Consider the following 14396-nt stretch of genomic DNA (forward strand, 5'->3'; position numbering starts at 1 on the left):
CCCGTCCCGCCCCGCCGCACCCACCCCGCCACGGTTGCGTCTGACCCCGCACCCAGGGATCAGGCGCGGCCGCCGGTGAGCTGCGGCGCCGGGGTGGGTGCGAGGACGTGTTCGGGAACGGCCAGGGTCTCGGCCAGGGCGGACCGGCCGGTCGGGGTGAGGCGGACGGCTCGACCGGTCGCCCGCGTGGTCCAGCCCAGCTCGGTGAAGCGACGGCAGAGCGCCGCGCCGAGCGCCCCGGCCAGGTGCGGCCGGCGCTCGGTCCAGTCCAGGCAGTCGCGGACCACCGGGCGGCGGGCGGTACGCAGCACGTCCACCGGCACGCCCAGCCCGGCCGCCCACGCCCACCCGTCGGGGGTCAGCGTCAGCCCGCTGGCCCGGTCCACCCGCCCGTCGGCGAGCAGCGCGTCGTACATCAGCACGCCGAGGCGCCCGGCGAGGTGGTCGTAGCAGGTCCGGGCGTACGCCAGCGCGGCGCCTGCGGTGGTAGCCCGCAGCGACCCGGTCGGCGCGGGCGCGGCCGGGGCGTGCCCGGCCAGGCTCTCGATCAGCTGGGCCACCGCCGGCCCGGCCAGCCGCAGGTAGCGGTGCCGGCCCTGGCGCTCCTCGATGAGCAGCCCACCCCGCACGAGGCGGGTGAGGTGGTCGCTCGCGGTCGACGGAGCGACCCCGGCCCGCCGGGCCAACTCCCCGGCGGTCCAGGCCCGGCCGTCGAGCAGCGCGAGGCAGATGCCGGCCCGGGTGCCGTCGGCCAGCAGGGCGGCCAACTCGGCCATGCCCCGGCCCTCGGTGACAGCGTTCATCGCCCCATCATCGCCCCTTGGCATCCCCGGGCCGGGTCCGGGCGTCGGCGCGCCCGGTGGGCCGAACGGCACCGTCAGGGGCCGACGACCCAGCCGTGCGGCGACGGGAGCGGCGCGAGGGACGTGGTCAGGTGACGTGTTGCAGCACCGGGACGATCCGGAAGTCGACGGTGGCCTGGTCGATGGTCGCGTGCACCGGGGAGTCCACCATCTCGGTCATGATCCCCGCGGCGCTGCGCCGGCCGTCGCTGGCGGAGTCCCACGCCACGATGTCGGTGATCAGGCCGTCGTCGTCCTCGGTGATGCGACGCCAGCGGAACCCGGGCTGACGCCGCAGGTAGGTGTTGATGTCCTCGTTGGCGGCGACGAAGTCGGCCCCGGTGAGGCCGGTGACGAGCCGGAACGTCGTCATTTCGAGCGCTTCGCTCATGGTCGTACCCCTTGTCGTGGTCGGTCAGGCCTGCGCGGTGGACCGCATGATGATCTCGTTGATGTCGACGGTGTCGGGTTGCGCGATCGCGGAGGCGATGGCGTCGGCGACCGCGGCGGCCGGCATGCCGAGTTCCTCGGACGCGGCGCGGGCTGCGGACTGGATCTGCGGGTCGCCGCCGTGTTCGGTGAGTTCCGAGTGGGTGTAGCCGGGGCTCACGAGCGTCACCCGTACGTCCCTGCTCTCCTGGCGCAGTCCCTCGGTGAGAGCCCGGACCGCGTACTTGGTGGCGCAGTAGATCGCGGCGGTCGGGTCGACACGGTAGGCGGCGGAGGAGCCGATGTTGATGATGTGGCCCGTGCCGCGGGCCCGCATGAGCGGCAGGGCGGCCGCGACACCGTGCAGGGTGCCGCGCAGGTTCACGTCGATCATCTGCTCCCACTCGTCGGTCCGCAGCGCGTCGAGCGTGGACAGGGCCATCACGCCGGCGTTGTTGATCAGCACGTCGATGCGGCCGTGCCGGTCGTGGGCGCCGGTGACGAAGGCGTTCACGCTGTCCCGGCTGGTCACGTCGAGTTGGTGGTACTCGGCCGTGCCGCCGGCGAGGCGCAGTTCGGCGACGAGTGCGGAGAGTCGGTCGACGCGCCGGGCGCCGAGCACGACGTGATGGCCGTCGGCGGCCAGTCGGCGGGCCGTGGCCGCACCGATGCCGCTGCTCGCGCCGGTGATAAGAACGATCTTGGAGTCCGGGCTGGTCATTGCTGCTCCTGGTCCGGTTGGTGCCTGGTGTGCCCAACCATCCTGCTGGCGTGGGGGCCCGGGAAGGGCGCGCTTTCCTGGTACCGGCGCACCCAGGTACGACGCGGTCCCGGCCCGCGCCGGTTGGCCAGCGCCTGCGGGACGCCGAGGGCACGGCAGCGGGCGACTGCCAGGGAGCACCGCACCCTGGCAGGCCCCGGAGCAGGGGTTTTAGGCTGGTGGAATGCCCGCTACCGACAACCGTCTCGGCGCGTACCTCCGAGCCCAGCGCGCCCGAGTCGACCCTCGGGATGTCGGGCTGCGCGGCGGCGGCGACCGCCGGGTGGCGGGGTTGCGCCGCGAGGAGATCGCGGTGCTGGCCGGTGTGAGCGTCGACTACTACGCGCGCCTGGAACAGGGCCGGGAACGCAACCCGTCCCCACAGGTGCTCGACGCGATCGGGCGGGCCCTGCGTCTCACCCCGGACGCGCGCGGCCACCTCTTCCGTGTCGCCGGGCTCAACCCCGCACTGGGCCCGGGCAGCTCCCGCGCCTCGGTCCACCCCGAGCTGCTGCGGTTGCTGGACGCCTTCCCCACCTCCGCCGCCTACGTGCTCAGTCCGGCGTTCGACGTGCTGGCCACCAACGGTGTCGCGGCGGCGCTGCTGTCCCCGTTCGCGGGCACCGCCAACATGGTCCGGGTGCTGTTCCAGCACCCGCAGGCGCGCAGCGTGTTCCCGGACTGGCCGACCCTCACGGAGAATGTCGTGCACGCCATGCGGCTCAACGCCGGCCTGTTTCCGGACGACGAGCAGATCCGGGCGCTCGTGGCCGACCTGCGGCAGGCCTCACCCGAATTCCGCTCGCTCTGGGACGACCAGACGGTGGGCGGCCTGACCCGCATGTTCAAGGTCGTGCACCACCCGGACGCCGGGCGGATCGAGCTGACCTACCAGACCTTCGACGTCCGCGACGCGCCAGGTCAGCAACTGCTGGTCGGTACGCCGGCGCCGGGCGGTCGCAGCGCGGAGGCCCTCGCCTACCTGGCCGCCGTGCACGCCTCGGACTGAACCACTCTGCGGCACGGCCCGCTCTTTACAACGTTGTATCCATCGTTGTAGAAACGGGGGCACGCACCGAACCATGTCGACACACCGCCCACTCCCCCGAGGCAGGTCCACATGCGACACCTCCGCCGCGGCGGCGCGCTCGCCGCCGCGCTCGGTCTGATCCTGGCCGCGACCGCACCCGTACCCGCGGCCAGCGCCGACAGCCCGACCCGCTACCGCAATCCGATCTCCGCCGCCGTCGGCGACACCTTCGCCGACCCGGTGATCGTCCGCGGCGACGACGGCTTCTGGTACGCCTACGGCACCACGGACCCGCTGCGCGAGGGCGAGCACGAGTTCCACCGGGTGCCCACCGCCCGCTCGGCCGACCTGGTCGACTGGACGTACGTGGGTGACGCGTTCGGCCCCGACCAGCGCCCACCGTACGCAGCGGCCGGGGCGGCGTTCTGGGCCCCGGATGTGCGCCGTCTCGGCGACCGCTGGGTCATGTACGTGACGGTCACCGACACCACCGTCTCCACCGAGGGCAGTGACTACGCCATCGGCGCGGCCACCGCGCCCAGCCCGACGGGACCGTGGACCTTCGCCGCCGAGCCCGTCGTCGCCCCGCGTCCCGGCGGTGGTGGTGGCTACCTGTGGACCATCGACCCCAGCCAGTTCACCGACGTCGACGGTCGCAGCTACCTCTACCACGGCAGCTACTACGGCGGCATCTCGGTCACCGAGCTCAGCCCGGACGGGCTGACCGCGGTCGGCACACCGACCCTGGTGGCCATCGACAACAAGTTCGAGGGCAGCTACGTGCTGCGCCACGACGGCTGGTACTACCTCTTCGCCTCCACCGCGAACTGCTGCGCCGGCCCGGCCACCGGCTACTCCGTCCAGGTGGGACGCGCGCGCAGCCCGCGCGGCCCGTTCACCGACCGCGACGGCGTGGCGCTGACCGCGTCCCGGGCCGGCGGCACGCCGGTGCTCACCCAGAACGGCAACCGGTGGATCGGCACCGGACACAACGGCTTCCTCACCGACCTGTCCGGCCAGGACTGGATCGTCTACCACGCGATCGACCGCGCCGACCCGTACCTGGACGAGCCGTTCGGCATCAACGAACGCCCGATGCTGCTGGACCGGCTGGACTGGATCGACGGCTGGCCGACGGTGAACGCCGGCGCCGGCCCGTCCGAGGGCAACCGGCCCGCGCCGGTGACCACCGGCCGGATCGACGACCGGTTCGACACCGCCAGCCTGGCCGGTTGGCGACGTGCCGCCGGCGAATGGCGGGCCACCGACGGCCAGCTCACCGGCAGCGGCGCGCTGACCAGCCGTACCACCATCGGCGGGGACGTCCGGGCGGAGGCCGACCTGCGGCTGACCGGCGCGACCACCGCCGGGATCACCCTCGGCGACCGGGTCGAGGTCCGGGTGGACGCGGCCGGCGGCCGGCTGGTGGCCCGCGACGGCGACCGGCGCGCGACCGCGCCGCTGCCCGCCGGGATCGACCTGGCCGACCGGCACAACCTGGCCATCGAGGTACGCGGGCGGCAGCTCGTCGCCGAGCTGAGCCCGGCCCGGCTCGGTGACCAGCTCGCCGTGGTGTCGCTGCGGCTGGACCGCCCGGTCGCCGGCCGACCGGCACTGGCCGCCAGCGGCGGCCCGGCCGTGTTCGACAACGTCAGCGTGGCCCGGCTGTACGAGCCGGCTCGACGGGCCGTGCCCGAGCCCCGGGTCGGCGCGCCGCTGGGGGCGTACTCCGACGAGTTCGGCGACGGGCTGGACGGCGACTGGCAGTGGGTGCGCGAGGACCCGGCGGCCACCGTCGGCGGCGGCGCGCTGCGCTGGCCGGTGCAGGCCGCCGACCTCACCGGCACCGGCAACACCGCCGGGGTGCTGCTGCGTGACGCGCCGCGCGGCGACTACGTGGTGGAGACGAAGGTGACGCTGGACCTGGGCGAGGAGACGGTCCGCAACTACCAGCAGGCCGGGCTGGTCGCGTACGTGGACGACGACCGGTTCGCCCGGCTGGCCCAGGTGGCGATCTGGAACACCCGGCAGGTGGAGTACGGCTACGAGCTGCCCTTCGCCGGCCAGCCGGTGTACGGCGGCAGCATCGTCGGCATCCCGGCCACCACCACGTGGCTGCGGCTGGCGCACCACGTCGACCCGGTCTCCGGTGAGCACGAGTTCCGGGCCGGTTCCAGCCGGGACGGGCGTACCTGGACGTGGGGTGCGGTGTGGACCTTCCCGGCCGACACCACCCCGCGGATCGGGCTGGTCGCGCACGGCGGCGCAGAGCCTCCGGTCACCGCCGAGTTCGACTACCTGCGTTTCTACCGCTGACGCAGCTGTGTTCTGGACGGCCCGGTGTGCGGCACCCGGGCCGTCCAGCCCGGCGGCGCGGGCGCCGGCGTGCGACCCCGGCCGTCATCGGAGTCGTCGCGGTCAGCCGAGCGGCTCACCGCCGGTCGAGCGCGAGCCGTACGCCGGGCCGAACACCACCAGCAGGGCCAGGTCCTCGGTCACCTCGTCGAACCGGTGCTCCTCGCCCGCCGGCACGAAGATGACCGAACCGGGGCCGACCTCTGCCGCACCGTCCGGCGTCACGATCCGGGCCCGGCCTGCGGTGACCACGTAGATCTCATCCTCGGTGTGCGGGCTCTGATCGTCGACGCCACCGACGGGAATGCAGTACGTCCCCACCGAGAGGTCCGGCACCCTCAGGTGCTCCACCCAGTCGTTGGCCGCTCCCGAGGGGGACGTCCACACCCCGGCGCCTTCGATGATCAGCATGGCGGGAGCCTAGTCAACGTCATGCGCGACGGGGGGAGCCGGACCCAGCGGTCAGCGGAGTCACGGTGCGGTCCGTGCCGTCGTAGCTCCGTGCCTGCACGAACTCGCCGGTCGGTCGCTGACCACCGGCCACCGCACGGGCCAGCCGCAGGTCCGCGTCGCGGAACCGCAGCGCCAGACTCAGGTGCGGCACCCACGCGCCCGGGGCGTGCCAGGGCCGGTGCCCGTCCGCGTCGGCGAGGACGCCCCACACGGCGGCGTGCAGCGCGGTCAGCGCCGGCGCGGGTCGCACGAGCCAGACCAACGGGGCACTGCCGTCGAGGACGACGATGCGGTCGAGCGTGACCGGCGCCGGCAGCGCCGCGTCGAACAGCTCGATCAGGCGGTGCTGGGCCCCGGGCGGGAACTCATCCACCACGGCGAGGGTCAGGTGCGGCCGGTTGGTCGGGTGGGTGTTGCGGGCCAGGCTGGGCAGCCCCGCCGCGGCCAACCGGTCCCAGGCGGACCGGACCGCGCCGTCCAACCCGGCCGAGCAGACCAGTTCCACGGTACGCACCGACCCACGCTAGCAAGCTCCTGCTGCCCGAATCGGTCGCAAACCTGATCACCCAGAGGGTCGGCCCGGTCAGAGCCAGCCGTTGTCGCGGGCGGTGCGCACGGCCTCGGCCCGGTCGGCGGCGCCGAGTTTCTGCACGGCGGCGGACAGGTGGTTGCGGACGGTGCCGGTGGACAGGTGCACCCGGCGGGCGATCACCGCCACCGGGGCGCCGAACTCGGCCAGCCGCAGCGTCTCCAGTTCGCGAGGCGTCAACGGGCACGCGGGCAGGGTCAGCGCGTCGGCGGCCAGCGACGGGTCGACGTACCGGCCGCCGGCGTGCACCCGCCGGATCACGTCGGCGAGCGCGCCGCCCGGCGAGCCCTTGGGCACGAAGCCTCGCGCGCCGGCGGTCAACGCCTGGCGCAGGTGCCCCGGGCGGCCGTGCCCGGTCAGCACGACCACCGCGCACTCAGGACGGACACGGGTCAGTTCGGCGGCCACCGCGATGCCGTCCAGGCCGGGCATCTCCAGGTCCACCACGGCCACGTCCGGGCGATGCGCGAGCGTCGCGGTGACCGCCGAGGGCCCGTCGGAGGCCTGGGCCACCACGTCGATGTCCGCTTCCAGGCCGAGCAGGGCGGCGACCGCCACCCGGATCAGGTCCTCGTCGTCGGCGAGCAGGACGCGGATCACGACGGCACCGGCACGGTGACCTCAAGGGTGAACACCGCGTCCTGGCGGCGTACCCGCAGCTCTCCGCCGACCGCGGCGAGCCGGTCGGCCAGGCCGCGCAGGCCGTGGCTGTGCTCGTCCGGGCCCCGGTCGTCGGCGCCGTCGTTGGCGACCGTCATCCTGATCGCGTTCCCCTCCCGCTCGATGCGGATCCGGCACCAGTCAGCCTGGCTGTGCCGCAACACGTTGGTGCCCGCCTCGCGCAACACCGCGGCCAGTTCGGTGGCGGCCGGCTGCGGCACCTCGGCTGGTGGCGTCGGCACCGAGCAGCGCACGCCGCAGGAGCGCAGCACCCCCGCCACGGCGGCCACCTGCTCACCGAGGTCGACCGCGCGGTAGCCGCGCACGGTCTCGCGGACCTCGGTCAGCGCGGACGCGGCGAGCCGCTGCACCTCGGCGGCCTCCCGGCCGGCCCGCTCCGCGTCGACCGGCGCCAGCCGGGCGGCGAGTTCGGCTTTCAACGCGATCACGGTGAGGCTGTGCCCCAGCACGTCGTGCACGTCGCGGGCGAACCGCAGCCGCTCCTCGGCGGCGGCCAGTTGAGCCTGGGCGGCCTGACCCTGCCGGGCCTCCACGAGCAGACCCCAGAACCAGACCTGCAACCAGTTGACCGCCGCCACGGCGGCACCGATCCCACCGGTCACCGCCAGGTACCGGCCCACCGAGCCGTCGGTCCACCACGCCACGCCCGCCGACACGAGCAGGGTGCCGACGGTGACCGCCACCGCGGCCGGGAGGCCGACCAGCAGCGGAGCCATCCCCATCAGGGCGGCGCCGATCCACGCCCAGGTCGGCCAGGCACCGGCCGCGACCGGGGCGACCAACGGCACGGTCAGGGCGGCCACGACGGCCAGACCGACCTGCGCGCGGCGTCGCCACCGTTGTGCGAGCCACGGGGTGACCGCGGCGTACAGCACGGCGGTCTGGGCGGCCGCGAAGGCGCAGATGCCGACCGCGCCGAGCGCGACGCGGCCGGTGTCCGCCTCCCGGGTCAGGCCCACCGCGGGCAGCAGCACGGTCGCCCACACACCGGTGGCCAGCGACAGCAGTGTCGCCTGCCGAGCCCGGCGCAGCCGGCGGTCCGCCCGGGGGATCACCGCCTCGCTCGCCACGCGTCGATCCTAGGACCGCCGGACGCACGGTCCACCCGTGCGAGTTGTCACGGTCGGACCGTGCGATCCGCACGGAATTCCGGTGACGGACGAGCCTGCCCACCGCGCCGGAACGCCGGCAGGGTCAACGGCATGAAGAAGACACCGATGTACGCGGACACCGCCGCCTCCGTACCGTCGCCCGGGCCACTGCCGACCGACCACCTGGCGCCCGCGGACGCCGCGTCGCCGGGGCCGGTGCTTGCGCCCGCAACGCGGCCCGACGCGACACCGACCGGCTCCACGCGCCGGCTGTTGTGGCACCTAGGCGAGATGGCGCTCGCGATGATCGCCGGGATGGTGCTGCTCGGGCCGCTGTGGGAGATGGCCGGTGCCCCGGTGGGGCTCGCCGGGGCGCTGGCCCGCCCGGACGTGGCCGCGCTGGTGATGGCCACGAACATGACCGTCGGGATGACGGTGTGGATGCGCTACCGGGCGCACCACTGGCGGGGGGTCGTCGAGATGGCCGCCGCGATGTACGTGCCGTTCCTGCTGCTGCTCGTACCGTTCTGGGTCGGTGCGCTGGGCGGGGACGCGCTGCTGCTCGGCGGTCATCTGCTGATGGTCCCGGCGATGGTGCTGGTGGCGGTGCGGCACCGGCACGAGTCGCCGGCGGTGATCCGCCGGCATCCGGCCGTGGTGGCGCTCGCCCGCCGCTGGCCGACCGGGTTGGCGCTGCTGTTGACCGTGGACATGTGGGTCGACCCCGGCGTACTCAGCCCGTGGACGATGCTGGTGCTGCCCGGCGGCTACCTGCTGGTCGGCGCGCTCCGCCGGACGTTGCGCGGGCCGGGTGTGCTCGCCACCCAACTCGTCGGTCTGGTCATCTGGGTCGCCCTGACGCTGGTGGCGGTCGCGAGCGGTGGACGGGCCGCCGCGTGGCTGGTGGCGCTCGGGTGGCTGGCGCACGCCGGCTGGGACGTGGTGCACCACCGCACCCGCCGGGTGGTGCCGCGCGGCTACGCCGAGTTCTGCGTAGTGCTCGACGTGGCCCTCGCCGCGGTGATGATCGTGGCGATCCTGAGCAGCGGCGACTGACCCGGGTGTGCTCTTGTGCCGGTCGCCGCAGCGGGCCGGACGGCGTGATGAAAGGCTTGGCACATGAGTTCCGCACCTGCACAGCACGACGCACCGACCGACACCACCCCCGACGGCACCGACGAGGCGCACGCCTTCACGGAACTCGGGCTGCGCGCCGAACTGCTGGGCGCCCTGGCCGCCCTCGGTTACGAGGAGCCGACCCCCATCCAGCGGGAGGCGATCCCGCCGCTGCTCGACGGCCGGGACCTGCTCGGTCAGGCCGCCACCGGCACCGGCAAGACGGCGGCGTTCGCGCTGCCGTTGCTGCACCGGATGGTGGCGCACCGCGACGGCGGGGACCCGGTGGCGCTGGTGCTGGTGCCGACGCGGGAGCTGGCGGTGCAGGTGTCCGAGGCGTTCCACCGCTACGGCAAGGACCTGGGCGCGCGGGTGCTGCCGATCTACGGTGGGCAGCCGATCGGGCGGCAGCTGCGGGCACTGGACAGCGGGGTGGACGTGGTGGTGGCCACCCCGGGGCGGGCCCTCGACCACATCGCCCGGGGGACGCTGCGGCTGGGCGGGCTGGCCACGGTGGTGCTCGACGAGGCGGACGAGATGCTCGACATGGGCTTCGCCGAGGACATCGAGGCGATCCTTGAGCACGCCCCGGCGCAGCGCCAGACGGTGCTCTTCTCGGCCACGATGCCGTCCCGGATCGACGGGATGGCCCGCCAGCACCTGCGTGAGCCGGTGCGGATCGAGATCGGCCGGGAGCAGCAGGTCGCCGGCGCGGCGCCCCGGGTGCGGCAGAGCGCGTACATCGTGACGCGGGCGCACAAGCCGGCCGCGCTGGGCCGCGTGCTGGACGTGGAGTCGCCCACCGCGGCGATCGTGTTCTGCCGGAGCCGGGAGGAGGTGGACCGGCTGACCGAGACGATGAACGGCCGGGGCTACCGCTCCGAGGCGCTGCACGGCGGGATGAGCCAGGAGCAGCGCGACCGGGTGATGGGGCGGCTGCGGGCCGGCACCGCGGACCTGCTGGTCGCCACCGACGTGGCGGCCCGCGGGCTGGACGTCGAGCAGCTCACCCACGTCGTCAACTACGACGTGCCGTCGGCGCCCGAGTCGTACGTGCACCGGATCGGCCGGGTGGGCCGGGCCGGGCGGGAGGGCGTGGCGATCACCCTCGCCGAGCCGCGTGAGCACCGGATGCTCAAGACCATCGAGCGGGTGACCGGCCAGCGGATCACCATCGACAAGATCCCCACGGTGGCCGACATGCGCACCCGCCGGCTGGAGCTGACCCAGGCGGCGCTGCGGGAGAGCCTGCTGGAGGACGACCTCGACCCGTACCGGGTCATCGTGGAGACGCTGACCGACGAGTTCGACCTGATGGAGGTCGCCCTCGCCGCCGTGAAGCTGGCCCACGAGGTGACCTCACCGGGCTCGGATGACGAGGAGGAGATCCCGCAGGCGCCGGTGCGCGGCCCGCGCGAGGGTCGGCCGGAGTCCGGTGGCCGGGGCGGTGACCGCCGCGGCGGCGGTCGGCCACGGATGGGCGGCAACACCGTCCAGGTCTTCGTCGGGCTGGGCCGGCGCGCCGGGGTACGCCCGCAGGACCTGGTCGGCGCGATCACCGGGGAGACCGGGATCCGTGGCCGGGACATCGGCTCGATCGAGATCGCCGACCGGTTCTCGCTGGTGGAGGTGCCGCAGGGCGTGGCCGACGAGGTGATCTCGGGGTTGCGCTCCAGCACGATCAAGGGCCGCAAGGCCACCGTGCGCCGCGACCGCGGCGGCGACGAGCGCTGAGCGCGCCGCCGGCGACCGCCGGGGTACGACGGTCGCCGGCGCGATGGATCAGAAGGAGTACGGGCCGAAGCGGCCCCACGCCACCACGGCGGCGAGCACGAGCAGCACCGCGCAGGTGATCGCGCCCTGGATCTCCATGCGCCGCCGCTCCTGCGTGTCCTGCTGCCTCATGTCGCGCAGGTGCACGAGGATGCCGCCGATCATGACGATGACCAGCCCGACGGCGGCGAGGGGGGTGAGCACGGTGGCGATGCCGGTGAGCGGGGGCAGCACCAGCCCGATGGCGGCCAGCAGCTCGACGGCGCCGAGCAACTTGACCTGGGTCGGCGGGACCGGGTCCACCCACCGCATCAGCTCGCGCAGCTTGTCCTTGGGCTGGGTCAGCTTGGCCGCGCCGGCGCCGGCAAAGACGACAGCGAGCAGGATCTGGATGATCCAGAGCACCACGTTCACGGGGGTTCCTCCAGGGGACGCCTCGCGGCGGAGAGGTAGTTGAGGATTCAAGCGAGACAGTAGACCCTGGCGCGTACGCGAAGGACCCCCGCCGTCGGAGCGACGGCGGGGGTCCTTGCGGTTGGAGCGTCAGACGGTGAAGAGCGCCGGACCGTCCAGCGCCGGGACGTCGGCCGGGCGCAGCGCCAGGGCGAGCACGTCGGCCACGTCGGCCAGGGTGTGCACGGTCAGCGCCTCGCGCACCTCGGTCGGCAGGTCGTCCAGGTCGGGCTCGTTGCGCGCCGGGATGATCACCTCGGTGAGGCCGGCCCGGTGCGCGGCGAGCAGCTTCTGCTTCACCCCGCCGATCGGCAGCACCCGACCGGAGAGCGTCACCTCACCGGTCATCCCGAACTCGGGACGCACCGGACGGCCGGTGACCAGCGACGCCAGGGCCGTGACCATGGTGATGCCGGCGCTCGGGCCGTCCTTGGGCACCGCGCCCGCCGGGAAGTGGACGTGGATCCGCCGTCCCGCCAGGGCGTTCGGGTCGATGCCGAACCGACGCCCGTTGGAGCGCAGGTAGGAGAGCGCGATGTGCGCCGACTCCTTCATCACGTCACCGAGCTGGCCGGTCAGGGTCAGCCCCGGCTCGCCCTCCATGCTGGTCGCCTCGATGAAGAGCACGTCCCCACCGGCGCCGGTGACGGCGAGGCCGGTGGCCACGCCGGGCACCGCGGTGCGCTCGGCCGACTCCGGGGTGAACTTCGGCCGCCCCAGGTAGCCGGCGAGGTTGTCGGTGTCGACGCGTACCGGCGACGGGTCGGTCGCCAAGGTCACCGCCACCTTGCGCAGGATCTTGGCCAGGCCGCGTTCGAGCTGCCGGACGCCGGCCTCCCGGGTGTACTCCCCGGCGATCAGCGCCAACGCCTCGTCGGCGATCTCCACCTCGTCGGCGGTCAGCCCGGCCCGCTCCCGCTGCCGGGGCAGCAGGTGGTCCCGGGCGATGGCGACCTTCTCGTCCTCGGTGTAGCCGTCCAGCATGACCAGCTCCATCCGGTCCAGCAGCGGGCCGGGGATGGACTCCACCACGTTGGCGGTGGCCAGGAAGAGCACGTCGGACAGGTCCAGGTCGACCTCCAGGTAGTGGTCCCGGAAGGTGTGGTTCTGTGCCGGGTCGAGCACCTCCAGCAGGGCGGCCGCCGGGTCGCCGGCATAGCCGGCGGCCAGCTTGTCCACCTCGTCGAGGAGCACGACCGGGTTCATCGAGCCGGCCTCGCGCAGCGCGCGGACGATCCGGCCGGGCAGCGCGCCGACGTAGGTGCGCCGGTGACCGCGGATCTCCGCCTCGTCGCGGACGCCGCCGAGCGACACCCGCACGAAGTTGCGCCCGAGAGCCCGCGCCACGGACTCGCCGAGGCTGGTCTTGCCCACCCCGGGAGGACCGGCGAGGGCGAGCACCGCGCCGGAGCCGCGACCGCCGACCACACCGAGGTTGCGCTCGGCACGCCGGTTGCGCACCGCCAGGTACTCCAGGATGCGGTCCTTCACGTCGGCCAGGCCGGCGTGGTCGGCGTCGAGCACCGCCCGCGCCGCGGCCAGGTCGGTGTTGTCCTGCGTACGCGTGCCCCACGGCATTTCGAGCACGGTGTCCAGCCAGGTGCGGATCCAACCCGCCTCCGGGGAGGCGTCGCTGGCGCGCTCCAGCTTGCCGACCTCGCGCAGGGCCGCCTCGCGGACCTTCTCCGGCAGCTCGGCGGACTCGACCCGGGACCGGTAGTCGGCCGAGCCGTCCGGCTCGTCCTCACCCAGCTCCTTGCGGATCGCGGCGAGCTGCTGGCGGAGCAGGAACTCCCGCTGGGACTTCTCCAGCCCCTCCCGGACGTCGGTGTTGATCTGCTCGGTGACCTCCTGCTCGGCCAGGTGTTCCTTCACCCAGCCGACCAGCAGCTCCAGCCGGGCGGTGACGTCCGGCGCGGCGAGCAGCTCGGTCTTCTGCTCCAGGCTCAGCCAGGAGACGTAGCCGGCCGAGTCGGCCAGCTCGGACAGGTCGGTCATCCGCTCGATGGCGTCGATGACCTGCCAGGCGCCACGCTGCTGGAGCACCGACGTCATCAGGGCGCGGTACTCGCGGGCGAGCTCGCGGGCCCGACCTGCGGGCGCGGGTTCGAGTAGTTCGGTCGCCTCGACCCAGAGCGCGGCGCCGGGGCCGGGCACGCCGGAGCCGATCCGGGCACGGGACAGGCCACGGACCACCGCGGCCGGTTCGCCGTCGGGCAGTCGGCCGACCTTCTCGATGGTGGCGACGGTGCCCACCGGGCCGTACTCGCCGTCGATGCGGGGCACGGCGAGCAGCTTGCGGTCGCCGGTCGCGCGGGCCGCGTCGACCGCGGCCTGGGTTGTCGGGTCGAGGGTCACCGGGATGACCATGCCGGGCAGCAGCACGGTGTCGGTCAGGGGAAGTACCGGAAGAGTTGCCATCGAACACCTGCTATCGCGTTGACTTGAGCGTGTCTCACTCAAGTAACAAAGCGTTCCCCTTGTTCCGGGCTGTGACCCAGACCACTGCCCGGCTCCGGGCGACGAACGGGAAACAGCAGCTCCCGCGCCAGCCGGCGTCCACCGGCCACCGCCACGGCGAGCGGAATCGACAGGCTGATCACGCCCAGGGCGACCACGACCCGGCCGGGCAGCCCGGCGGCCGCGGCCAGCAGGGTCAGCCCGGCGAAGACCACCAGCTTCACCCGGGTACGGACCACGGAGACCAACCCGGCCTCGCGGGTGGGTGCGGCGACGGACGACATCGTTCCTCCTTCGGGTACGGGCGGGCGGGTCGGCGTCAGGTGGCGTCGTCGTCGCGCAGGTCGTCGGCCAGGTCCGGGTT

14 protein-coding genes are annotated in these 14396 nt (G+C 73.9%); 4 read left to right on the forward strand and 10 right to left on the reverse strand.

The genetic code is table 11. From position 1 onward, the window contains the following. Window positions 1–59: 59 nt before the first annotated feature. The 3 genes from EAD89_RS07275 to EAD89_RS07285 all read right to left on the reverse strand — a co-directional run bounded on the left by EAD89_RS07275 (window position 60) and on the right by EAD89_RS07285 (window position 1992). On the reverse strand, window positions 60–803 hold the full coding sequence (locus tag EAD89_RS07275; RefSeq protein ID WP_121675177.1) for a helix-turn-helix transcriptional regulator: 744 nt from the start codon (window positions 801–803) through the stop codon (window positions 60–62). Window positions 804–930: 127 nt separating this feature from the next. Next, the gene (locus EAD89_RS07280; RefSeq protein ID WP_121653715.1) at window positions 931–1233 is read right to left on the reverse strand and encodes a hypothetical protein; all 303 of its coding nucleotides are present in this window, start codon (window positions 1231–1233) and stop codon (window positions 931–933) included. Window positions 1234–1257: 24 nt separating this feature from the next. Next, window positions 1258–1992 carry an SDR family oxidoreductase gene (locus EAD89_RS07285; RefSeq protein WP_121675178.1) on the reverse strand — a complete coding sequence of 245 codons (735 nt, stop codon included), beginning with the start codon at window positions 1990–1992 and terminating at the stop codon, window positions 1258–1260. 223 nt (window positions 1993–2215) lie between these two features. Here EAD89_RS07285 and EAD89_RS07290 point away from each other — a divergent pair, with 223 nt between their 5' ends. Both EAD89_RS07290 and EAD89_RS07295 read left to right on the forward strand, forming a co-directional pair. Next, complete coding sequence (locus EAD89_RS07290) at window positions 2216–3040, forward strand: helix-turn-helix domain-containing protein (RefSeq protein WP_121675179.1); 825 nt, start codon at window positions 2216–2218, stop codon at window positions 3038–3040. Window positions 3041–3151: 111 nt separating this feature from the next. Beyond that, complete coding sequence (locus EAD89_RS07295; protein WP_121675180.1) at window positions 3152–5377, forward strand: family 43 glycosylhydrolase; 2226 nt, start codon at window positions 3152–3154, stop codon at window positions 5375–5377. Between the two features lie 102 nt (window positions 5378–5479). On the opposite strand, the gene EAD89_RS07300 is transcribed toward EAD89_RS07295, so the two are convergent. From EAD89_RS07300 to EAD89_RS07315, 4 genes are all read right to left on the reverse strand, one after another. Beyond that, on the reverse strand, window positions 5480–5827 hold the full coding sequence (locus tag EAD89_RS07300) for a cupin domain-containing protein (protein WP_121675181.1): 348 nt from the start codon (window positions 5825–5827) through the stop codon (window positions 5480–5482). 19 nt (window positions 5828–5846) lie between these two features. Next, complete coding sequence (locus tag EAD89_RS07305; RefSeq protein ID WP_121675182.1) at window positions 5847–6383, reverse strand: 2'-5' RNA ligase family protein; 537 nt, start codon at window positions 6381–6383, stop codon at window positions 5847–5849. Window positions 6384–6452: 69 nt separating this feature from the next. Then, on the reverse strand, window positions 6453–7058 hold the full coding sequence (locus EAD89_RS07310) for a DNA-binding response regulator (protein ID WP_121675183.1): 606 nt from the start codon (window positions 7056–7058) through the stop codon (window positions 6453–6455). After that, entirely contained in the window at window positions 7055–8209 is a 1155-nt protein-coding gene (locus EAD89_RS07315) for a sensor histidine kinase (protein WP_121675184.1), read from the reverse strand. Before EAD89_RS07315 ends, EAD89_RS07310 begins: the two co-directional genes overlap by 4 nt. 132 nt (window positions 8210–8341) lie before the next feature. On the opposite strand from EAD89_RS07315, the gene EAD89_RS07320 reads away from it, so the two are divergent. Continuing rightward, complete coding sequence (locus EAD89_RS07320; protein ID WP_199733431.1) at window positions 8342–9286, forward strand: hypothetical protein; 945 nt, start codon at window positions 8342–8344, stop codon at window positions 9284–9286. Between the two features lie 63 nt (window positions 9287–9349). After that, window positions 9350–11080, forward strand: a complete 1731-nt coding sequence (locus EAD89_RS07325; RefSeq protein WP_121653722.1) for a DEAD/DEAH box helicase — start codon at window positions 9350–9352, stop codon at window positions 11078–11080. A 48-nt stretch (window positions 11081–11128) separates the two neighbouring features. Here EAD89_RS07325 and EAD89_RS07330 read toward each other — a convergent pair whose 3' ends face one another. From EAD89_RS07330 to EAD89_RS07340, 3 genes are all read right to left on the reverse strand, one after another. Further along, window positions 11129–11533 (reverse strand): DoxX family protein, encoded by a 405-nt coding sequence (locus tag EAD89_RS07330; protein WP_121653723.1) that lies wholly within the window; start codon window positions 11531–11533, stop codon window positions 11129–11131. Window positions 11534–11662: 129 nt separating this feature from the next. Continuing rightward, window positions 11663–13993: an endopeptidase La gene (gene lon / locus EAD89_RS07335; RefSeq protein ID WP_121675185.1), complete on the reverse strand. Its 2331-nt coding sequence runs from the start codon at window positions 13991–13993 to the stop codon at window positions 11663–11665. 38 nt (window positions 13994–14031) lie between these two features. Then, window positions 14032–14316 (reverse strand): hypothetical protein, encoded by a 285-nt coding sequence (locus tag EAD89_RS07340; RefSeq protein ID WP_121675186.1) that lies wholly within the window; start codon window positions 14314–14316, stop codon window positions 14032–14034. Window positions 14317–14396 lie beyond the last annotated feature (80 nt).

This window comes from Micromonospora sp. BL4 (genome assembly GCF_003667505.1).
Taxonomy (GTDB): domain Bacteria; phylum Actinomycetota; class Actinomycetes; order Mycobacteriales; family Micromonosporaceae; genus Micromonospora.